The sequence below is a fragment of the Acidimicrobiales bacterium genome, assembly GCA_035294085.1.
Classification (GTDB): domain Bacteria; phylum Actinomycetota; class Acidimicrobiia; order Acidimicrobiales; family Bog-793; genus DATGLP01.
This window is the reverse complement of the sequence record DATGLP010000030.1, coordinates 23,825-43,633: the sequence shown is the minus strand read 5'-3', so window position 1 is coordinate 43,633 and position 19,809 is coordinate 23,825. Positions and strand designations below refer to the sequence as shown.

Sequence of the window (19,809 nt, the reverse complement as noted above, 5' to 3'; positions counted from 1 at the left end):
CCGGCGTCCTGCGATGACGGCGGCGCCGAAGATCGCGTCGGTGACGCCGATCGCCTGCACGTACCCCTTCGAGCGCGAGCCCCTCTCGTTCTGCTTCGTCCGCATCAGGACCGAGGACGGGCTCGACGGCTACGGCGAGGTGTGTGACAGCTTCGGGTGCAGCTACGCCGGGGTCGTCGCGAAGGTGATCGAGGACGCGTACGCACCGCTCCTCGAAGGCGAGGTCCTCGAGGCCGTCGAGCCGCTTGCCGATCGCCTGCGGCTCTCGACGCGCCGCCGTCTCGGGGACCAGTGGGTGGCGACCCAGGCACGAAGCGGCGTCGAGATCGCGCTCTGGGACCTCCTCGGCAAGGCGACCGGGCGCTCGGTGAGCGGGATCATCGGCCGCGTGCGGGACCGCGTCGAGGTCTACGCCTCTCACCCGTTCCTCGAGGAGGGTTCGGCCACCTGGCACGCCGGGATGCTCGCCCCGCTCCTCGAGCGAGGGGTGCGCAGGGCGAAGGTCCGCATCGGCCCGGACTGGCGGGCGGACCTCGAGACGCTCGCCGAGCTGCGTGCGCTGCTCGACCCCGCCATCGAGCTCATGGTCGACGGCAGCGAGAGCTTCACGCTGCCCACGGCGCTCGAGATCGCGGACCGGCTCGCGAGCCTCGGCGTGACCTGGTTCGAGGAGCCCGTCCCCCAGTCGGCGCGGGCCGCCATCGAGCAGCTGGCCGAGCGCTCGCCGGTCGCCATCGCCTACGGCGAGCACCTCTTCGGCCGGGAGGACGCGCTCGACGCGCTGCGCCACCGGCAGCTCTCCGTCCTCCAGCCCGACGCCTCGACGAGCGGGGGCATCGGCGAGGCCCGCCAGATGGCGGAGCTCGCCGCCTACTTCGGCGCGCGCGTCGTGCTCCACCACGCGGCTGGCCCGGTGTCGCTCGCGGCGAACCTCCAGCTCGCCGCGACCGTCCCGTCGATCCGCTGCATCGAGTACTCCTACGCCCTCGCCGAGGGGTGGTCGCTCGGGATCGGCGCTCGACTCGGACCGGAGGAGATCGTGGACGGCGAGCTGCCGATCCCCGACGCGCCGGGCCTCGGCGTCGACCTCGACGAGGAGGCGGCCAGCCGCTTCCCCTACGAGCGCCCCGGTCGACGTGTGACCGGTTCGCGTGCCGGCCTGCCCGACCGCTTCGTGGGGGACCGATGAGGCTCCGGGGCGTGAGGCGAAGGAGCAGCCCGTCGCGTGTGCACGGCGTACGGCGCTCGGCGGTGTCGACGAGAGGTTCTGAGCAAAGGAGCAGGAGATGACCGGAGCAGCGACCAGCATCGCCGACGGCGCCACCTTCGACCCGTCGGTGCCCTTCACCGGGCCGAAGGGCCGCTCGATGGCGGAGTTCAGCCCGGAGTACATGGCCTACCTCGACCAGTTCGTCGCCTACGACCTCACCTTCGTGCCGGACCGCATCTTGAACCAGCTCCGGCTGCTCGAGCCCATCCGGGAGGGACTCGAGGTGAACCAGCTCGAGCACTGCCTCCAGACGGCGACCCGGGCCGAGCGTGACGGCGCCGAGCTCGACCTCGTCGTCGCCGCAGTCCTCCACGACGTCGGCAAGACCATCTCGAACTCCAACCACCCGGCGATCGCCGCCGAGATGATGCGTCCGTGGATCAGCGAGGAGTGCTACTGGGTCGTGAAGGTCCACCAGGACTTCCAGGGGATCCACTACTTCGCCCGGATGGGCCTCGACCCGATGATGCGCCGGCGGCACGCCGACCACCCGTACTACGAGCTCGCTGAGCGCTTCGTCGACGAGTGGGACAACAAGGCGTTCGATCCGGACTACGACACCCTGCCCCTCGAGCACTTCGAGCCGATGATCCGCGAGGTGTTCTCCCGGCCGCCGAGGCGCCCGGGAACCTGAGGTCGTCGACTGGCGCTGCGGCGGCACGGCAGGCGGCGATGCCGGCGGCGAGCGCCGTTCGGCAGGGCGCGGCTGTCCCCGCCGGCTGGCTCAGCGCGCCTGCTCGGCCCGTTCCACGGCGAGGCGGGGCTCCGCGCCGTCGATCACCTCGATCACCCCCGGGAGGTAGCGCTCCATCGCGCGTAGGTTCGCCGCGACGAGCCGGCGCACCTGCTCGAGGGCGAGGTCGCCCCCACCGAAGTCGATGCTCGTCTTGAAGCGCAGCTCGCCGCTGTCGAGGTCGAGCTCGAAGTTGCCGAGGACGAGCCCGTAGTTCGCCCGCGTGAGGTAGAGGGCGACCGCTTCACGGGCAGGCTCGGGGACCGCCCAGGGCGCGACGCCGTGCACGATGACCTGCGACTCGCGGTCGCGGACCCAGACGTAGCAGTGCCACGTCCCTGGTGTGCCGCCGGCCTCGAAGGCGAGGACCGAGGGGTCCTCGCTCTCGTCGAGCTTGATCCCGAAGTCCACGAGGTCGGCGCGGATCCGCTCGACGAGCGAGGCCGCTGACACCCTCAGCCGCCCTCGTCGTCGCGAGGCTCGCCTCGGCCGACGCGCGCGAGCGCTTCTCGCCTCGCGACCGCGGGCGCGTCGGCGCGCAGCGTCTGCACGAGCTGCTCCTGCCGCTCCTCGGGCGGCCGCTGCGCATTCTGGTCGGAGGGCGTGCTCGAGTAGCGCTGGCCGGATCCGCTCGCCGGCGACGAGCTCGAGGTGGTGGTCGCATTGTCGGCGGGCGACTTCTGGTACCTGTTGCCGGTGGGGCTCCCACCCTGCCCGGCGCCGTTGTTGTAGCCCTCCTGCTCCTCGGGCGCGGGCTGCTCCGGCTCGGCCTGGCGCGGCTTCCACAGCTCGTGGAACTGCGCCGCCGGGACCTTGTCGTAGAAGTTGTCGAAGGTGCTCACCACGAAGCTCTGCAGCGACACGCCTCGACGTCGCATCTCCTCGACGACCTGCCACAGCTCGGCGGGGCTCGGTCGGTAGTGGCCCGACTTCGAGGTGAGGTGCTGGAGCTCGCCCGAAGACGAGACCTTGAGCTCGCCCGCGGCGGCGACGTCGCCGCCGGCGAGGAAGCTCGAGTGGTGGAAGAGGCCGACGCGGTGGCGATCGGCGTACAGGTGCCCCTGCTGGTCCATCACGTAGATCCCGTAGCCCTCGCCCGAGAACTTCGAGAACATCCCGTCGGTGGTGAAGACGCGGCGCTGCGATCCCTGGTGGAACGGGTTCGCGCCGAGCAGCTCGAACTCCTTGCGCTCGTCGGGAGCCAGGTACTTCACCTTGACCTTGTCGACGACGAGTTTGTCACCGCTCAGGTACTCCTGGACGTCCTGCTGGGTCCACCCGAAGACGAGGCGCATGTAGTCGCCGAGGGAGTTGATGCCCCGCTGGGCGAGCTCCTGCCTCCTCGCCGGACTCGACGCGAGGTCCGCCTTCGCGTTCTCGACGAACTCCTCGATCCGGCGCCACTGGCCGAGCTCCTCGCCCTTGTACTCGCGCCCGCGCGAGAGGACGTTCGGGTAGGAGGGCTGGGCCTTCTCGGGTCCCGCCGTCTCGCCGCTCAGCGCTTCCGCGAGCTGCAGCGCGTCGTTCGCCTGCGCCTCGTTCGCGACCGGCTGCTCGTTCGCGACGGGCTGGCTGGGGACGCCGCCGTAGACGGACGCCGCCGGGGCGGGCGGCGCGCTCGCGGTGCCGCGCGCCCCGCCCGGGGCGGTCGCGCGTGTCGATGGGTGACGGCCGAAGGAACGTTTGAACACGTCGCGCACGGCGCGACCCATTCGGCGCAGGAGACCGAGGAAGGAACGCTGCACCTTGAGGGGCTTCGTGTCGGTGGCCGTGAGCGCCTGCACGCCCTCGGGTCGCAGCCGGCTCGCCCGCGCCTCGTCGGCCGGGGCGAAGAGACGCGACGCGGCGGCGTTGCCGGCGACGCGCTGCAGGGCGAGCGCCGCGCCCGGCGAGCGCAGCCCCTCCACGGCGCGGGAGGCCGACGCGACCGCGCCGGGACGAGCGCCTCGGCCGGCGAGCGCTGGAGCTGGGTGGCGGGCCGTGTCGAGCGCCGTGGAGGCCTGCTGCTCGGCTCGTTCAGGTACTCGCGCCATGCGATCGTTCCGTTGCTGCGTGGCGGCGCTAACCTGCCCAGGCTACCGAGCCGACGTGCGACGAGGCAAGGGTCGCCTCGGGCTGCCCGACAGCGACGCCCTGGCGCGCCGGCCCGTCCCGAGCTGAGCGGTTCTCGTGCCGCTCGCTGGACCGACGCCGGCAGCGGGCGCGCCCTTCCGTGCGCGGGAGCGGGGTCCCGCGATGCGTTCGGGACTTTCCCGGTCGACGGGTCCGTCGCGCTCGGGCCGACGAGCCCGCAGCCGCGCGAGGATGGCGGCCGGACGCGTGGTCGGCTCGAGCCGGCTGCGAGCGAGGCGAAGGGCGCTCGATCGCCGGCCTCGTCGCGTGCCGACATCGCCGTGGGTCGGCGTGCGGGGAACGCGGGCGAACGGAGAGCGCTCGATTGACCAGGACCTCCAGGGGACCGAGGCCGTGGCCGGCGGAGCCAGCACCTCGACGGCGCGCCGGCGGCCTGGCCGCCGGAAGCTCGGGGAGCCGATCGTCGGGCGGGGCGGGGACCTCCCCGACCGGAGCGGCGCGCGACGCGTCCGTCGGCCGCGATCGGGCGAGCGGGGCGTCGCCGTCGCGTCGGGCCGGGCCTCGCTGAAGGCCGTGGCGCGCGGACGCGTCGCGACGGGGCACCGGCGGCTCGCCAGGCGGTGGGACGCGCTCGCGTCGCTCGGCCCGGGCCTCGTCGCCGGGGCGGCGGACAACGACCCGACGACCGTGGGTGCCGTCTCGGTCGTCGGGTCCACGACCGGCTACCGCCTCGCCTGGCTCGCCGTCCTCGTCTTTCCGGCCCTCGGGATCGTGCAGCTCATTGCGGCGCAGATCGGGGCCGTGACGGGCCGCGACCTCCAGGCCGTCGCGACGGCCCGCTACGGGCGGGGCTGGGCGTCGCTCCTGTTCGCCTCCGTCGTGGCGACGAACGTCGTGACGATCGCAGCCGACCTCGAGGCCGGTGCGGCGGCCCTCGGTCTGCTCACCGGGATCCCTGGGCGCTGGTTCGTCGTCCCGCTCGCGGCAGGGCTCCTCGTGCTGCTCGTGACGCGCACGTTCGGCGAGGTCGAGGGCGTCCTCAAGCTCACGCTGACCGGGCTCTTCGCCTACCTCGTGGCGGCCGTCGTCGCGCATCCGAACTGGGCGAGCGTCGCGACCGGGAGCTTCGTGCCACGGCTCGCCTTCGACCGGCGCGAGCTCAGCGCTGCGCTCGCCCTCCTCGGTACGACGGTCACGAGCTACGTCTACGTCTGGCAGAGCATCGGTCTGGCCGAGCGCGCCGGTGCCGCGGCCCTCCGGCAGGCCCGCCGTGACGCGCTGAGCGGCGCGGGCGTCTCCGCCCTCGTCATCTGGTCGATCCTCGTCAGCGCGGGACGCCTCCACGCGCGCGGGCTCACGGTGCACAGCGCGCAGGACGCCGCGCTCGCGCTCGCACCGCTCGTCGGCCACGGCGCGCGCTACCTGTTCGGCGCCGGACTGCTCGCCTCGGCGCTCCTCGCGCTGCCCGTGCTCATCGCGACGACGGCGTACGTCGCGGGCGCCCAGTTCCACTGGCGGCGGGGCCTCTCCGTCCCCGCGCGCAGCGCAGGCCGCTTCTACGCCACCATGGCCGCCTCCGCCGGCCTCGGCGTCGCCCTCTCGGCGGCCGGCGTGCCGGCGATCACGATGCTCGTCGTCGCGAGCGTCGTGGGTGGCCTCACCGCGCCGATCAGCCTCAGCTTCCTCGTGCGCACCGCTACCGACGTCGAGGCGATGGCGGGGAGGCCGATCTCCCGGCCGCTCGCGCTGGGGGGCTGGGCGCTCACGGCGCTCACCGTGGTCCTCGCCGTCGCCTACCTCGCGCTCGGCGCGTGAGCGCGCGCGTGGCGCCGAGGGCGAGGGGCGGCTCGCGTCAGCGGTCGAGACCAGCGACCTGGTCACAGCGAGCGAGCGCCGCGGCGAGCAGCTCGGCAGCCGGCGCGCTGGCCGCCACGAGCGGTCCGGGCTGCCCGAGCCGGTAGGGGCCGAGCGCGGACCGGACCGTGCCCCCTGCCTGCTCGACGAGCGCGACGCCGGCCGCCACGTCCCAGACGGACGGCCCGGCGTGGACGACGGCGTGGACGACGCCCGAGGCGACGAGGGCGAGGGCGAGCGCCCCGGAGCCCATCGTGCGGGGCGACCCTCCGGCGGCGATCACCGCGTCCGCCACGGGGCCGAGGACGCTCGGCGAGGTGCCCGAGGGGACCTCGAGGAGGACGATCTCGCCGCGCAGGTCGGCGCCGAGGGCGACCGACAGCGGCTCGCCGCCGAGCTCGGCGCCGGCCCCCGCGCACAGGTAGACGTCACCGCTGAAGGGGGCGACGACGATGCCGGCGAGCGGCGAGCCCTCGACGAGGACGCCGACGGAGCTCGCCGCCCAGGCCATGCCGTGGACGAAGTTCATCGTGCCGTCGACGGGGTCGACGACCCAGCAGCGCCTCACGCCGCTCGCGAGCTGTCCGCCGCTCTCCTCCCCGAGGAAGGCGTCCTCCGGGTAGCGGGCGTGGACGAAGGCGCGGACGTAGGCCTCGATCTCCCGGTCGGCGTCGCTGACGAGGTCGTGCGCCGACGCCTTCCGGCGGACGCCGAGGCGCTTGCGCCCAGCGAACGCGACGCGAAGCCGGCGCGCGAGCTCGTCGCCGAGCTCGCGCAGGCTGGCCTCGAGGCCCGGGTCGCCCGTGGTCGCCGGGGTCACTCAGGCCGGCTCTCCGGGCAGCGCCGAGCCGTAGGCCTCGCGCGGGTCGTCGAGGAAGACCCCCGCGAGCGGCCAGGCTCGCAGCGCGTGGAGGTCGAGGCGGACCTCCTCGCCGTAGACGCTGACGAGGATGCCCTCGGCGCGCAGCGCCACTACGTCCCGCTCGGTGACGAAGGCCCGGCGGAGGTTCCAGAGGCGCGCCGGGATGGGCCCGAGGACGGTGGCCGCGTCCGCGAGGCGGGCGTCGCACAGCGCGGCGAGGGGCACCTCGGGGGCGAGCGCGTGCAGCTCGGCGAGGACGACGTGGTCGAAGGACGAGACGATGCAGCGCTGCGGGCGGGCAGCCAGGCAGCGAGCGACCACCGGCGCGAGGCGCGGGTCGTAGGTCCAGCCGGCCTTCACCTCGACGTCCAGCCAGATCCACGAGGGGAGGGCTTCGAGGACGGCCTCGAGCCGCTCGAGCGGCTCGCGCCGGCCATCGGGGAAGGTGACGGGTGCGGCGACGAGCTGCGCGTAGTCGAGATCCCGCACGAAGACGGGTCGAGCCGAGCCGTCCGACGGCGCTCGCAGGTGGAAGCGGTGGCCGTCGTGGTGGAGCTGGGCGTCGTGCAGGACGACCGGGCACCCGTCGCGGGTGAGCTGGACGTCGAGCTCGACGCCGTCGGCCCCGAGCTCGCAGGCGCGCAGGAACGCGGCCATGGTGTTCTCCGGCTCGAGCGCGGACGCCCCTCGGTGGGCCCAGACGAAGGGCGGGTCGGGGACCGGGTCGTCGAAGGGCGACACGGCGCGCGGCGCTCGTGGGGGGGTGGCGGGGTGGCCGCTCATGCCCGTGCGGCAGGCGCGGCGAGCCGGGGGTCGTCGAGGAAGACGCCGGCGACGGGCCAGGTGAGGACGGCGTCGAGGTCACCGAGGAGCTCCGACCCGCCGATGCTCACCTCGACGCCCGCGTCGGTCCAGCGCCGGACGTCGTCCGCGCCGAGGAAGGGGCGGTCGATCGAGGCCATCGCGGCCGGCACGGCGGCGAGCACGCCGGGGAGGTCGACCGGGCGGGCATGCAGGATCGAGAGCAGCGGGATCTCCGGGTCGACCGCAGCCACGTCGCGCAGGATCACCTGGTCGAAGGAGGACGCCAGGATGCGACCTGAGCGACGGCGGGCCAAGGCGACGAAGGCGGTGGCGAGCGCCGGGTCGTAGGTCCAGCCGGCCTTCAGCTCGACGTCGAGCCACAGCTGGCCCGGCAGCACCTCGAGGACCTCCTCGAAGCGCGTGAGGTGCTCGGTGCGGCCGTCGGGCCAGCGCACGCTGGCCTGCTCGAGGTCGGTCCAGTCGAGGTCGCGCACCCACAGCGGGCGGAGGGCGGCAGCTCGGTCGTGGCGCAGGTGCAGCTGGCTGCCGTCGGTCCACAGGAGAGGGTCGTGGACGACGACGGCCACGCCGTCCCGGGTCAGCTGGATGTCGAGCTCGACGCCGTCGGCCCCGGCGTCGGCCGCCGCGAGGAACGCGCGCAGCGTGTTCTCCGGCTCGAGCGCGGACGCCCCGCGGTGCGCCCAGACGAAGGGCCGAGCGGAGCCGTCGGCGGGCCGGGGGAAACCCGACCGATCGACGAGCTCGAGCGGCGAGCGTTCAGCCATGGGCCCGCATGCTCCTCTCCTGCCTTCCTCCGGGCTGCTGGTGGCGCGCCGGCCCGTCCCCGAACCCGCGCTCCTCGGCGAGCTCACGAGCGGGCGGGCCGTCGGTGGCGGTCGCGTCCAGGACGCCGCGCGCCGCCGCGTCGCGCAGCAGCTCGGCGACGGCGGGGTTGCCGGCGAACAGCGGCCCGCCGCCGTCGAGCTCGTAGGCCGCGGACAGCCCGAGCACGCTGCCACCGGCGTGTCGCACGAGGGCGATCCCGGCGGCAGCATCCCACGGGTGCGGGTCGACCTGCACGGCGGCATGCGCCTGTCCTGCGGCGACCGAGGCGAGGGCGAGCGCGCCGGCGCCGAGCACCCGGATCGCGCCACCTCGGCGCCGGATCTCGGCGACGAGGTCGTCGAGCACGGCGAGCGGGCGATCGGCGGGGAGCTCGACGAGCACGAGCCTGCCCGCCAGGTCCGCGCCCGGTGCGACGCGCACGGCGCGGCCGTTGCGCTCGCTCGGTCGATCGGGGCCGGCGGTCAGGTAGACCTCGCGGCGGGAGAGGTCGACGACCAGGCCGGCGACGGGTTCGCCGGAGACGACGGCCGCGACCGAGCAGCACGACCACGGCAGCCCGTGGACGAAGTTGACGGTGCCGTCGATGGGGTCCACGACCCAGTCCCGCTCGCCCGTCGGTCCGCGTCGCCACCCCTGCTCCTCGCCGAGGAATCCGTCGTGGGGGAACGCGGCCGAGGTGACGTCGTACAGCCACGCCTCGAGGGCTCGATCGGCGTCGGTCACGAGGTCCTGCGGGCCCCGCTTCACCTCGACCTGCAGGGATGCCCGCTCGGCCGTGAGCAGCGCGCCGCGCTCGAGCACGACGCGGGCGATGCGGCGCAGGTGCGTCTCGATCGCGCTGGTGGCTGCGTCCGCGCCCGCGGGAGGCAGCGTCATCGCAGCTCGTCGGCGACGAGCGCGTCGTCGGGGAGGTGACGCAGGTGGTGGTGCGCGTGCCGCCCCGTGCGCGAGTCGTCGGCGAGCTCGTGCACGCCGACGTCGCCGCCGGCCTCGTCGAAGGCGTGGATCCGGCGGAATCGGAGCGCGACCGTGTCCCCCGGGCCGACCGCGAGCCCCTTGTCCACGTAGGCGCGCACGAGCGTGGCGCCGAGACGCAGCTGCAGCTGCTTGTAGTGGCCCTTGATGGTCACCGACTCGACGGAGCAGCGTGCCGGGGACGAGGCGTCGACGCGGGAGACCACGACGTCCTCGGGACGCACGCCGATCGTCGTCTGGCGCCGGAGGCTCGACGCCTCCTCGTCGACGGGAACGACGGCCCCGTCGGCGAGGCGGACCTCGTGCGCGCTCGGGGTGCCGGTGAGGAAGTTCATCGCGCCGAGGAACTCGGCGACGAAGCTCGTCCTCGGCGACTCGTAGATCTCGGTGGGGTCGCCGATCTGCTCGATGCGCCCCTCGCGCAGGACGACGATCCGGTCGGAGAGGTCGAGCGCCTCCTCCTGGTCGTGCGTGACGAGGAGGGTGGTCGTCCCGAGCTCGCGCTGGAGGCTGCGCACGAACGTCCGCAGCTCGACGCGCAGCTTCGTGTCGAGCGCGCTGAAGGGTTCGTCGAGGAGCAAGATCCGCGGCTCGAGCGCGAGGGCCCGGGCGAGTGCGACGCGCTGCTGCTGGCCGCCGGAGAGCTGTGCGGGCAGGCGGTCGCCGAAGTCGGCGAGGCCGACGACCTCGAGGAGCTCGCGGACGCGACGCCGTATCTCCGCCTTGGGCCGGTGCCGCAGTTCCAGCCCGAAGCTGACGTTGCGGGCGACGCTGAGGTGCGGCCAGAGCGAGAGCTGCTGGAAGAGCATCGCCGTCGGTCGACGCTCGACGGGGACGCCCCCGACGTCGGTGCCGTCGATGAGGATCCTGCCGGCGTCGGGCGCGAGGAACCCGCCGACCATGCGCAGGATCGTCGTCTTGCCGCTCCCGGAGGGACCGAGGAGGGTGAGGAACTCGTGCGGCGCGACGGTGAGGGAGACGTCGTTGACGGCAGGCGGGCCGCCGAAGGACTTCGTGATGTGCTCGAGGACGAGCTCGGAGCCCTGCGTCGCGTCGGTCGTGGTCACGGATTCCCTGCCTATCGGAGCTGGAGCGCCGTACTCGTCCCCGCGAACAGCGACCTGCGGACCAAGAGGAGCAGGATGACCGAGGGGATCGACAGCACGACGGCGAACACCGCGGCGAACTGCACCGGGTAGTCGAGCACGAGCGAGTACATGCGCGTCGGCATCGTCAGGTAGTTCGGGGCGCCGACGAGGAAGGTCCCCTGCGCCTCGTCGAAGGCGGCGAGGAAGGAGAGCACGGCGGCGACGGCGATGCTCGGACGGCACAGCGGGAGGAGGATCCGCCAGAAGACCTGGAACCGGGAGGCGCCGGCGTCGCGCGCCGCCTCGACGAGCGCGTCGGGAACGGCCGCGAACCCCGTTGCCGGGATCCACGTCATGAACAGGATCGTCCCGATGAGCTGCACCACGACGACGCCGGCGACGGTGCCCATCAGGTTCAGGAAGAACAGCATCGGGATCATCGCGATGTAGAGGCTGATGCGGGGGAACGCGTTGATCGAGAAGACGCTCAGGAGCACGAATCGCTTCCCGGGGAAGTTGTAGCGCCCGAGGGCGTAGGCGGCTGGCAGGCACAGCAGCATCGACAGCGCGAGGACGACCGGCGCGATCGTCACCGAGAGGAAGACCGAGTGCAGCAGTCCCGGCGTGGCGAGGACGGTGTGCCACCAGGACAGCGTGAAGGCCGTGGGGGCGAGGGACGGGAAGTTGAAGCCCTTCACGAAGGCGAGGAGCACGAGCCAGCCGAGCGGCACGACGATGAAGAACACCGCGGCGAGGAAGAGGACGAGCTGGCCGAGGCGGAGCAGGAGCACGACAGGAGCGCTCGCCTGGCGCCGCCAGCGAGCGCTAGCGGGTACCGACACGGCGCCTCCTCGCTCCGATCGCGTACAGGCAGCCGATCACGCCGGCGAGGACGAAGATGGTGAAGCCGATGACGGCGGCCTGCTGGGGCTGGTTGTAGTCGGCGAAGGTGTTCACGGCGTCGACGCCGAGCAGGAGCGGCGACGACGGGCCGACGATGAACGGCACGGTGAAGCTCCCGAGCACGCCCACGGCCGTGAAGCAGAAGACGATCGTGCACTCGCGGCGCAGCTGGGGGAGCATGATGCGCCACGCCACGCTGATCGGCCCGGCGCCGGCGTCCCGGGCGGCGTCGAGCGAGCTGTCGCTCAGGGAGGCGACGCCGGCGCGCAGCAGCAGCACGGCGAAGGGGAGGCTCACCCACGTCTCGGCGAGGACGACGCCCTGCAGGGTCCCGCTGAACACGAGCGCGTTGTGCCAACCGAGCAGCTGCGCAAGGCTGTTCGTGAAGCCCCGTGCGCCCCAGAAGGTCCACAGCGAGAAGCTGGCGATGACCACCGGGATGAACAGGGGGATCACGGCGAGGAACTGGAGGACGGCGAGCGCACGGTTCGGTCGCAGGCGGTGCCAGAAGGTCAGCACCACGGCGATCGTGAGCACGAGCGCGGCACTGACCAGGAAGACGACCACGGTCGCGAGCACGTCGCGCCGGAAGGAGGCGTTGTCGAACAGCTGGGTGACGGCGCCGAGCGTGCCGATGCCGTGCCCAGGGATCTCCCCTTGGCCGAGCTCGGAGACCGCGGCGTTCGGTCCGCCGAGGTGCCCGAGCACGAGCAGGAGGCTGAGGACGATCGGGATCCCGCCGAAGACGAGGAGGAAGGCGAGGGGCAGGAACCCGAGGAGGGATGCTGCCCCCCCTCGGGTCCCTGCCTCGTCGTGCGCCCGTGACCGGCGCCGGCCGCGCCGTGGCGCGGCCGGCGCCGGTCCGGCCGGCGCGTCGTCGGTGAGGGTTGCCTCGCCGACGAGCGGGGTCCGGGTCGTCACCGAGCGCTCCTCGTCGCTGCCTACGGCACCTGCTGCTGCCAGATCCGGTTCAGGTCGGAACTGATCTGGGCGGCGTAGGGGAGGCTCTCGGCCTCGCCCAGTGCGCTGAACTCTGCCTTCACGGTCTTGGTCATCTTCGAGATGCTGATCGCGGGGAACCCGGCCAGGATCTTCACCACCTTCGCCTGCTGGGGAACCGAAAGGACGAAGTTCAAGAAGGCGTCGACGAGCCGGACCTGGTTCTTCGGCGTGTACCGCGGGATCCCGAGGTAGACAGGGCTGCCGGCGAAGGGCGGCGAGATGTCGGTGAGCTTCACGCTCTTGGGCAGCTGGCCGTCGTGCAGCGCCTGGGTGCCCTGGTCAGACCAGACCGTCGCCATCTCCACCGCGCCGGAGCCGAGGAGCGAGAGCACCTGGGTGTTCCCGGCCGGGTAGGTGCCGTGACCGTAGACGTAGCTGTTGAGCTTGTGCAGCTCGGCGAGGCCCGGCGCCCAGTCGCTCTCGAGGGAGGTGGCGTCGTTGAAGGCGAGCGTCTGGACGGCCGACTTGGGCATGTACGAGTCGAGCACGTCCTGCACGAAGTACGAGCCGGAGCCACCACCGGAGGGGTTGCAGTAGGCGAACTCGCCAGGGTGGGCCTGGATCCAGCTGAGCAGCTGGGAGAGCGTCTTCGGCGGGTTGGGGACCGCCTTCGAGTTGTAGGCGAGCACCACCTTCGAGCCCCGGTAGGGGACGGCGTCGTACCGGACCACCTGCATGGTCGAGGCGGGGACGTTCACGATGTTCGGGATCGCCTTCTTCGTCACGGGGATGAACAGGTGGTTGCGCGCCGCCAGCTCCACGGCGTTCGTCGCCGACTCGAGGAGCGCGTAGCCGCTCGGCTGGTGGTTCTGCACTGCCTGGGCGACACGCGCGAGGGTCGTGACGTCGTTGACGCCGTGCTCGTCGAACACGTAGTCGATCTTGATGTGCGGGTACGCGCGGTTGAAGCTTGGGATGAGGACGTTCGTCCACAGCGACTCGACGTTGGTATCCCCGCCCGAGTAGAAGGCGAAGCTCCCGTGCAGGGACTTCGGGTACGGGTTCTTCACGGCCGCGTGCGCGGCACGCGTGGGCGACCGCTTCGATGCCATCGCGCCCGGGGCGAGCGCGCCCGCGAGCACCAGGCTGGTGACCACCGCGGTGGCGGCGATGACGGGACTTCTGTGCCGCATACGTTCCTCCGTTTCAGTCGTTGCCGGCCACTCACTGACTTGGTGGCTCGCGAGCCGCTGAGTGCGACGGGTAGCTGACACGGCGGCCGGTCGAGGGACGGATCCGCCCGCCCGTGGGCCGCCGGCGCGCCCGGCACCGGGCTGTCGCGCCGCAGTGAGCTGCACCGTCGGCGTGCGCGTCAGCCGCTCCACCACCCAAAGGCCCTTCCCCCCTTGTCATGTTGTACTTACCTAGTGGTCACGTTAGCCTACCTCCGTGGGTTTGTCCATGAGCCGGGGCACCGGCACGCCCCTGTCGTCGGGGGCGTGCGGGCAGGGGTGGCGGGAGCCCGGCACGGCCCGCTGGCCGCCCGCGCCGGTTCCCGCGGCACGCCGCAGCTCGTGGGGTCCGCGTGACGGTCGCTCCTGAGGCTCCTGGCCCGAGGAGGCCCAACGTCGTCCTCGTCGTCGCCGACGACCTCGGCTACTCGGACCTCGGCTGCTACGGCGGCGAGCTCGCCACCCCGAACATCGATCGGCTCGCGCGCGCCGGCGTGCGCCTCGCGCACTTCTACACGAGCGCCCGCTGCAGCCCGTCGCGCGCGTCGCTGCTCACGGGGCTCCACCCCCACCAGAGCGGGATCGGCATCCTCACGAACGACGACCGGCCGCGCGGCTACCCGGGCTCTCTGAGCGAGCGCACCCCGACCATGGCGGAGGTGCTGCGCGCCAGCGGCTACGCGACGGCCATGTTCGGCAAGTGGCACCTCTCCGCACAGATGACGGTGCCCGATCCGTCGTGGCCCACTCGTCGAGGCTTCGCCGAGTTCTTCGGCACGCTCACCGGCTGTGGCAGCTACTACCAACCAGGCACGCTGCGGCGGGGGGACGAGGATGCGTCGAGCGAGGCACTCGTCCCGGGCTTCTACTACACGGACGCGATCGCGAGCGCGGCCGCGAGCTACATCCGCGCGCACGCCGGGTCTCGCCCGTTCTTCTGCTACGTGGCGTTCAGCGCGCCGCACTGGCCCCTGCACGCGCCCGAGGAGGACATCCGAGCCTACGACGGCGCGTTCGAGGCTGGCTGGGACGTGCTGCGCCGCCGGCGCATCGAGCGGCTCGTGGACGAGGGCCTGTTCCCGGACGTCTCGCTGGCGAGCGATCGGGACGAGCGCGAGCCCCCCTTCGAGAAGGCGCGCGCGCCCGAGTGGCAGGTGCGACGCATGCAGGTCTACGCCGCCCAGGTGACGCGCCTGGACGCCGGTGTCGGCGCCCTCGTCGAGGCCCTCAGGGAGACGGGGCAGCTCGACGACACGCTGCTCATCTTCCTGTCGGACAACGGCGCCTCCTCCGAGGAGCTGCCGCTCGTCTCGCCGGAGCGCTTCGCAGCGAGGTCGGACATCCTGCCCAGGGCGACGCGCGCCGGTGGCGCGATCCGCGTCGGGAACCTGCCCGAGATCTGGCCCGGGCCGGAGGACACCTACGCGAGCTACGGGCGCGCCTGGGCGAACCTCTCGAACGCACCGTTCCGCTACTACAAGCGCTACGTGCACGAGGGAGGCATCGCCGCGCCCTTCGTCGTCCACTGGCCCGCCGGCGGGCTCCTCGCAGGCCACATCGAGCGCACCCCGTACCAGCTCACCGACGTCCTGCCGACGGTCCTCGCGGCGACGGGCGCGACGTACCCGAGCCGACGCGCCAGCGGTGCGCCTGCGCTCGAGGGGGTGAGCATGCTCGAGGCGCTGCGGGGCGGGCCGCCGGCCGTGCACCCGCTGTTCTGGGAGCACACGGGCAACGCCGCAATCCGGCTGGCCAACTGGAAGCTCGTGCGTGCCTACCCCGGGCCCTGGGAGCTCTACGACCTCGCCACCGACCCCGCGGAGCTGCGCGACTGTGCGCCGGCGCAGCGGGGCGTCGTGGCCGAGCTGCGGGCCTCGTGGGAGTCGTGGGCAGCACGCGTCGGGGTCATCCCCTGGGAGGTGACGCTCGACATCTACCGCGGGCGCGGGGCGAGCGCCGAGGAGGCCGCCGGCTAGCGCGGCGATCGTCTGCACGGCGGTGTCCTCGCGCACTGCTGGCTGCCCTCCGCGACTCCTCGTCGGCACCGTAGCGAGGGCAGGTGAAGGCAGCGTGACCGCCTCGTGACCTGCGGGTGGCGCGGTGGTGAAATCCTCTGGTCGCCCCGCTGTCAAGATGTCCTGACGTCAGCTACCGTAGTGTGGCGTCACCAGCGTTCCGCGAGAAAGGCGGCCAGCGACGGCGCACGTCGGGCTCATCGCGCTCGCCCTCGCCTTCGCGTTCGTGAGCGGCGGCAACGACGGGGTGACGCTCGCCTCGACGAGCGCGCGCTCGCGTGCGCTGCCCCCGTTGGCGGCGATTGCGCTGCTCACGATCGCCGTGGGCGCGACGCCCCTCGTGCTCGGCGCGGGCGTGGCCGGGACGGTCGCGCACGGCCTCGTCTCCTTCGAGCGCACCGACGGCCGGCTCGTCTTCGTCGACGCGGTCCTCTCGTCGCTGGCGATCGTCCTCTCGCTCTCGAGGCGAGGGTTGCCGACCAGCCTCACGATGGCGCTCACCGGGTCGCTCGTCGGCGCCGGCTTCGGTGCGGGCCTGCCGACGCGCTGGGCGACGATCGGAGCGGTGGTCGTCTCTGGTGTCCTCGCGCCCGTAGTGAGCCTCGCGCTCGCGCTCGCGCTCGCACGTCCGCTGCGCGCGCTGCTCGGCGGGGGATCCGAGCGGCGCCGGCGAGCGCGGCTCGCCCAGCTGAGCGCGTTCGCGGGGCAGTGCGTCGCCTACGGGGCGAACGACGCCCAGAAGCTACCCGCCCTCCTGGCGCTCGCCAGTGGGCCGGCGGCGGTTGCGTCGCTCCACGCGCAGGTCACGGGGCAGCTGCTGCTCGCCGTTGCCTTCGCTGCCGGGGCGCTCGCCCACCTTCGCCGCGTGTCGGCGCGCGTCGCCGGTCAGATGGCGCGCGCGGGCGACGCCGGGACGCTCTCGGCGCTCGTCGCCGCGACGGCTGCCGTGCTCGGCGGATCCGCGCTCCGCATGCCCCTCTCGTCGACGCAGGCGACGACCGCAGGGCTCCTCGGTGGCTCGGCGCGCCTCGAACCGTGGCGGGTCCGCTGGGACGAGGTCCGTTCGATCGCGCTGGCGTGGGCGACGACCCTGCCGAGCGCCTTCGGTCTCGCCCTCCTCGGTGGCCTCTTCTGCAGGAGGTAGCCGGTGGGCGGGAGCAGCGGGTCGGACCGCTCCGCGTGGCGGCGGTCGGCGTGAACCCGAGCAGCGGCGCGGCGCGCGTGGGGCATCGCCGGCGGACGGGTGGGCCGTCCGCGAGCGGCGGGCGTCGCGCCGGGTCCCTGTACGAGGGAGGTGGCACGAAGCCACAAACGTAATGACATTCGGAGAAAGTGTTGACCGGCGTCGTGCGCGGCGCGACGATGCGGTGACGCGTCCGTGCGGCCCTCGGCGCGCGGCGGGGAAGGAGCGACGTGGCGGAGATCAAGGCGCGCCCAGCTGGCTGCGAACGCCAGCTGCACTTTCGCGCCGGCCAGCTCTCGTCCGAGCGCTTCGCGCTCGACCTCACGCCGGAGCGGGCGGGCTGGGCCTACGCCATGCTGCGCGTCGTCGAGCTGCCGCCTGGCGGCGCCCTCGAGTTCGCCACCGGTGCGGCCGAGTGGCTCCTGCTCTCGCTCGCCGGCGCGGCGGACGTCGCCTGCGGGGAGGCGCGAGCGACGCTGCGCGGCAGGACGGACGTGTTCGGGGGTCCGAGCGACTGCTGCTACCTGCCGCCGTTCACGAGCGTCCGCGTCGGGAGTCGAGGGGGGGGACGCTTCGCGCTCGCCGGTGCCCGGGCCGCGACCGGTGCGCCGTTCGCCTACCGCGACGCCGCGTCGGCGACGGTCGAGCTGCGCGGCGCGGGGGCGTGCTCGAGACGGGTCGTGAACTACGCGATGGACGACTCCCTCCCGGCCGAGCGCCTGCTGTGCTGCGAGGTCGTGACGCCCGCGGGCAACTGGTCCTCCTTCCCGCCGCACAAGCACGACGAGCGGCGCGACGGCGAGGCCGAGCTCGAGGAGATCTACTACTTCGAGGTGGCACCAGACCCGTCGGGCCGGCGCGGCGTCGCCTACCAGCGGCTCTACGGGACGCCGGAGCGCCCCATCGACCTGCTCGCCGAGGTCGGCCACGGCGACGTCGTGCTGATCCCGCACGGCTACCACGGCCCTTCGATGGCCGTCCCCGGCTACGACCTCTACTACCTGAACGTCATGGCGGGACCGGGCGAGCGGCGCTGGCTCGCCTGCGACGACCCCGCCTACCACTGGGTTCGGGCGAGCTGGGAGCGCCAGGCGGTGGACGCTCGCCTGCTCGGAGGTGGCGAGGCGAGAGCCTGATGACCGTGCGACGCACCGTCGCGCAGGCGCTCGTCGGCTTCCTCGTGGCGCAGCGCAGCGAGCGGGACGGCCAGAGGCACCGCCTGATCGAGGGCTGCCTCGGCATCTTCGGGCACGGCAACGTGGCGGGCCTCGGCCAGGCGCTGCTCGAGGCCGAGCTCGAGCGTCCGGGGGAGCTCCCGTACCGCCAGGCGCGCAACGAGCAGGCGATGGTGCACACCGCCGCAGCCTTCGCGCGGATGCGCAACCGCCTCTCGACGCTCGCGTGCACCTCGTCGATCGGCCCCGGCGCGACGAACATGGTGACGGGCGCGGCGCTCGCGACGATCAACCGCCTCCCGGTCCTCCTCCTCCCCGGCGACGTGTTCGCGACGCGCCCGGCCGACCCGGTGCTGCAGCAGCTCGAGCACCCGCTCGAGCGCGATCTCTCGGTCAACGACGCGTTCCGGCCGGTGTCGCGCTTCTTCGATCGCGTCGAGCGCCCCGAGCAGCTCTTCGACGCCCTCCTCGGGGCGATGCGCGTCCTCACGGACCCGGCCGGGACCGGCGCCGTCACGATCGCGCTCTGCCAGGACGTCCAGGCGGAGGCGTTCGACTGGCCGGAGGAGCTGTTCGAGGAGCGTGTCTGGCACATCGACCGCCCGCCCGCCGACCCGGCCGCCGTCGCGCGCGCGGCCGAGGTGCTGCGCCGGGCGCGCCAGCCGCTCATCGTCGCCGGTGGCGGGGTCATCTACGCCGAGGCCACCGCCGAGCTCGCGGCGCTCGTGGAGGCGACGGGGATCCCCGTCGCCGAGACGCAGGCCGGCAAGGGTTCGCTCCCCTACGGTCACCCCTGCGCGCTCGGCGCGATCGGGGCGACCGGCAGCGCAGCGGCGAACACGATCGCGCGCGACGCCGACGTCGTGCTCGGCATCGGGACGCGCTGGAGCGACTTCACGACCGCCTCCCACAGCATCTTCGCCAACCCGGAGGTCACCTTCATCAGCGCGAACATTGCGCGTCTCGACGCCTCGAAGCTGGGGGCGCTCTCCCTCGTCGGCGACGGACGGGTGGTGTGCGCCCAGCTCGGCGAGGCGCTGGCCGGCTACCGCGTGGCGACGGAGGTGCGGACGCGTGTCCGGGCGCTCGCCAGCGAGTGGGACGCGCGGGTCGAGGAGGCCTACACGACGCGGCACCGTCCGCTGCCCGCGCAGAGCGAGGTCATCGGGGCGCTCAACGCGGCCTGCGGCGAGCACGGGGTGATCGTCTGCGCGGCGGGCTCGGCGCCGGGCGAGCTGCACAAGCTGTGGCGCTCCCGGGACCCAAAGGGCTACCACGTGGAGTACGGCTACTCGTGCATGGGCTACGAGATCGCCGGCGGGCTCGGCGTGAAGCTCGCGGCGCCCGAGCGCGACGTCTACGTCCTGGTGGGCGACGGCTCGTACCTGATGCTGGCGCAGGAGCTCGTGACAGCCGTCCAGGAGGGGGTGAAGATCACCGTCGTCGTGGTCGACAACCACGGCTTCGCCTCGATCGGCGCGCTCACGGAGGATGTGGGCGCGGCACGCTTCGGCACGGCCCTGCGCCGCCGTGACCCACGGAGTGGGCGCCTCGAGGGCCCGGTGCTGGCGATCGACTTCGCCGCCAACGCCGCGAGCCTCGGCGCGGCGGCACGTCGCTGCGGGGACATCGGCGAGCTCGAGGAGGGCCTCCGCTGGGCCGCGAGCGTGGCGGGACCTGTGGTCCTCACGATCGAGGCGAGCGCGCTCATCCCCGCACCCTCGAGCGAGGCGTGGTGGGATGTGGCGGTGGCCGAGGTCTCGCGCCTGGAGGCGACCGCCGAGGCGCGCCGCGCCTACGAGCTGGGGAAGGCTCGCCAGCGCCGCTACCTGTGACACAGCAGTGACCGACTCG

At 73.2% G+C, this 19,809-nt stretch carries 17 protein-coding genes; 7 read left to right on the top strand and 10 right to left on the bottom strand.

Annotated features, from left to right (window positions below; all coding sequences use genetic code 11):
- Window positions 1–13: 13 nt before the first annotated feature.
- Both VKV23_11220 and VKV23_11215 read left to right on the top strand, forming a co-directional pair.
- Window positions 14–1,189 (top strand): mandelate racemase/muconate lactonizing enzyme family protein, encoded by a 1,176-nt coding sequence (locus tag VKV23_11220; protein HLI16604.1) that lies wholly within the window; start codon window positions 14–16, stop codon window positions 1,187–1,189.
- Window positions 1,190–1,286: 97 nt separating this feature from the next.
- Window positions 1,287–1,904: an HD domain-containing protein gene (locus tag VKV23_11215; GenBank protein ID HLI16603.1), complete on the top strand. Its 618-nt coding sequence runs from the start codon at window positions 1,287–1,289 to the stop codon at window positions 1,902–1,904.
- A gap of 90 nt (window positions 1,905–1,994) precedes the next feature.
- Here VKV23_11215 and VKV23_11210 read toward each other — a convergent pair whose 3' ends face one another.
- A complete protein-coding gene (locus VKV23_11210) occupies window positions 1,995–2,456 on the bottom strand; it encodes a YbjN domain-containing protein (GenBank protein ID HLI16602.1) in 462 nt (153 codons plus the stop codon).
- 2 nt (window positions 2,457–2,458) lie between these two features.
- Window positions 2,459–3,910 carry a hypothetical protein gene (locus VKV23_11205; protein HLI16601.1) on the bottom strand — a complete coding sequence of 484 codons (1,452 nt, stop codon included), beginning with the start codon at window positions 3,908–3,910 and terminating at the stop codon, window positions 2,459–2,461.
- 559 nt (window positions 3,911–4,469) lie between these two features.
- Here VKV23_11205 and VKV23_11200 point away from each other — a divergent pair.
- The gene (locus VKV23_11200) at window positions 4,470–5,891 is read left to right on the top strand and encodes a divalent metal cation transporter (GenBank protein ID HLI16600.1); all 1,422 of its coding nucleotides are present in this window, start codon (window positions 4,470–4,472) and stop codon (window positions 5,889–5,891) included.
- Window positions 5,892–5,928: 37 nt separating this feature from the next.
- Here VKV23_11200 and VKV23_11195 read toward each other — a convergent pair whose 3' ends face one another.
- From VKV23_11195 to VKV23_11160, 8 genes are read right to left on the bottom strand one after another with little or no spacing between them, the layout of a single operon-like run.
- A complete protein-coding gene (locus tag VKV23_11195) occupies window positions 5,929–6,750 on the bottom strand; it encodes an inositol monophosphatase (GenBank protein HLI16599.1) in 822 nt (273 codons plus the stop codon).
- The gene (locus tag VKV23_11190; protein ID HLI16598.1) at window positions 6,751–7,575 is read right to left on the bottom strand and encodes a glycerophosphodiester phosphodiesterase; all 825 of its coding nucleotides are present in this window, start codon (window positions 7,573–7,575) and stop codon (window positions 6,751–6,753) included.
- Complete coding sequence (locus VKV23_11185) at window positions 7,572–8,381, bottom strand: glycerophosphodiester phosphodiesterase (GenBank protein ID HLI16597.1); 810 nt, start codon at window positions 8,379–8,381, stop codon at window positions 7,572–7,574. The genes VKV23_11190 and VKV23_11185 overlap by 4 nt, the downstream gene beginning before the upstream one ends.
- A complete protein-coding gene (locus VKV23_11180; GenBank protein HLI16596.1) occupies window positions 8,374–9,318 on the bottom strand; it encodes an inositol monophosphatase in 945 nt (314 codons plus the stop codon). Before VKV23_11180 ends, VKV23_11185 begins: the two co-directional genes overlap by 8 nt.
- On the bottom strand, window positions 9,315–10,484 hold the full coding sequence (locus VKV23_11175; GenBank protein HLI16595.1) for an ABC transporter ATP-binding protein: 1,170 nt from the start codon (window positions 10,482–10,484) through the stop codon (window positions 9,315–9,317). The genes VKV23_11180 and VKV23_11175 overlap by 4 nt, the downstream gene beginning before the upstream one ends.
- A gap of 11 nt (window positions 10,485–10,495) precedes the next feature.
- Complete coding sequence (locus VKV23_11170) at window positions 10,496–11,347, bottom strand: carbohydrate ABC transporter permease (protein ID HLI16594.1); 852 nt, start codon at window positions 11,345–11,347, stop codon at window positions 10,496–10,498.
- The gene (locus VKV23_11165; protein ID HLI16593.1) at window positions 11,331–12,329 is read right to left on the bottom strand and encodes an ABC transporter permease subunit; all 999 of its coding nucleotides are present in this window, start codon (window positions 12,327–12,329) and stop codon (window positions 11,331–11,333) included. Before VKV23_11165 ends, VKV23_11170 begins: the two co-directional genes overlap by 17 nt.
- 20 nt (window positions 12,330–12,349) lie before the next feature.
- Window positions 12,350–13,543 (bottom strand): extracellular solute-binding protein, encoded by a 1,194-nt coding sequence (locus VKV23_11160; protein ID HLI16592.1) that lies wholly within the window; start codon window positions 13,541–13,543, stop codon window positions 12,350–12,352.
- Window positions 13,544–13,935: 392 nt separating this feature from the next.
- Here VKV23_11160 and VKV23_11155 point away from each other — a divergent pair, with 392 nt between their 5' ends.
- The 4 genes from VKV23_11155 (at window position 13,936) to iolD (ending at window position 19,790) form a co-directional block, all read left to right on the top strand.
- Complete coding sequence (locus tag VKV23_11155; GenBank protein ID HLI16591.1) at window positions 13,936–15,558, top strand: arylsulfatase; 1,623 nt, start codon at window positions 13,936–13,938, stop codon at window positions 15,556–15,558.
- Window positions 15,559–15,823: 265 nt separating this feature from the next.
- Window positions 15,824–16,741: an inorganic phosphate transporter gene (locus tag VKV23_11150; protein HLI16590.1), complete on the top strand. Its 918-nt coding sequence runs from the start codon at window positions 15,824–15,826 to the stop codon at window positions 16,739–16,741.
- A gap of 269 nt (window positions 16,742–17,010) precedes the next feature.
- Window positions 17,011–17,916, top strand: coding sequence for a 5-deoxy-glucuronate isomerase (iolB, locus tag VKV23_11145; protein HLI16589.1), 906 nt, complete (start codon window positions 17,011–17,013; stop codon window positions 17,914–17,916).
- Window positions 17,916–19,790, top strand: a complete 1,875-nt coding sequence (gene iolD / locus VKV23_11140) for a 3D-(3,5/4)-trihydroxycyclohexane-1,2-dione acylhydrolase (decyclizing) (protein ID HLI16588.1) — start codon at window positions 17,916–17,918, stop codon at window positions 19,788–19,790. Before iolB ends, iolD begins: the two co-directional genes overlap by 1 nt.
- Window positions 19,791–19,809 lie beyond the last annotated feature (19 nt).

Excerpts from the sequence above, each read along its gene's own strand:
- VKV23_11220 (HLI16604.1), top strand. The coding sequence starts at position 14 with ATGACGGCGGCGCCGAAGATCGCGTCGGTGACGCCGATCGCCTGCACG.
- VKV23_11215 (HLI16603.1), top strand. The coding sequence starts at position 1,287 with ATGACCGGAGCAGCGACCAGCATCGCCGACGGCGCCACCTTCGACCCG.
- VKV23_11190 (HLI16598.1), bottom strand. The coding sequence starts at position 7,575 with ATGAGCGGCCACCCCGCCACCCCCCCACGAGCGCCGCGCGCCGTGTCG.
- VKV23_11185 (HLI16597.1), bottom strand. The coding sequence starts at position 8,381 with ATGGCTGAACGCTCGCCGCTCGAGCTCGTCGATCGGTCGGGTTTCCCC.
- VKV23_11180 (HLI16596.1), bottom strand. The coding sequence starts at position 9,318 with ATGACGCTGCCTCCCGCGGGCGCGGACGCAGCCACCAGCGCGATCGAG.
- VKV23_11160 (HLI16592.1), bottom strand. The coding sequence starts at position 13,543 with ATGCGGCACAGAAGTCCCGTCATCGCCGCCACCGCGGTGGTCACCAGC.
- iolD (HLI16588.1), top strand. The coding sequence starts at position 17,916 with ATGACCGTGCGACGCACCGTCGCGCAGGCGCTCGTCGGCTTCCTCGTG.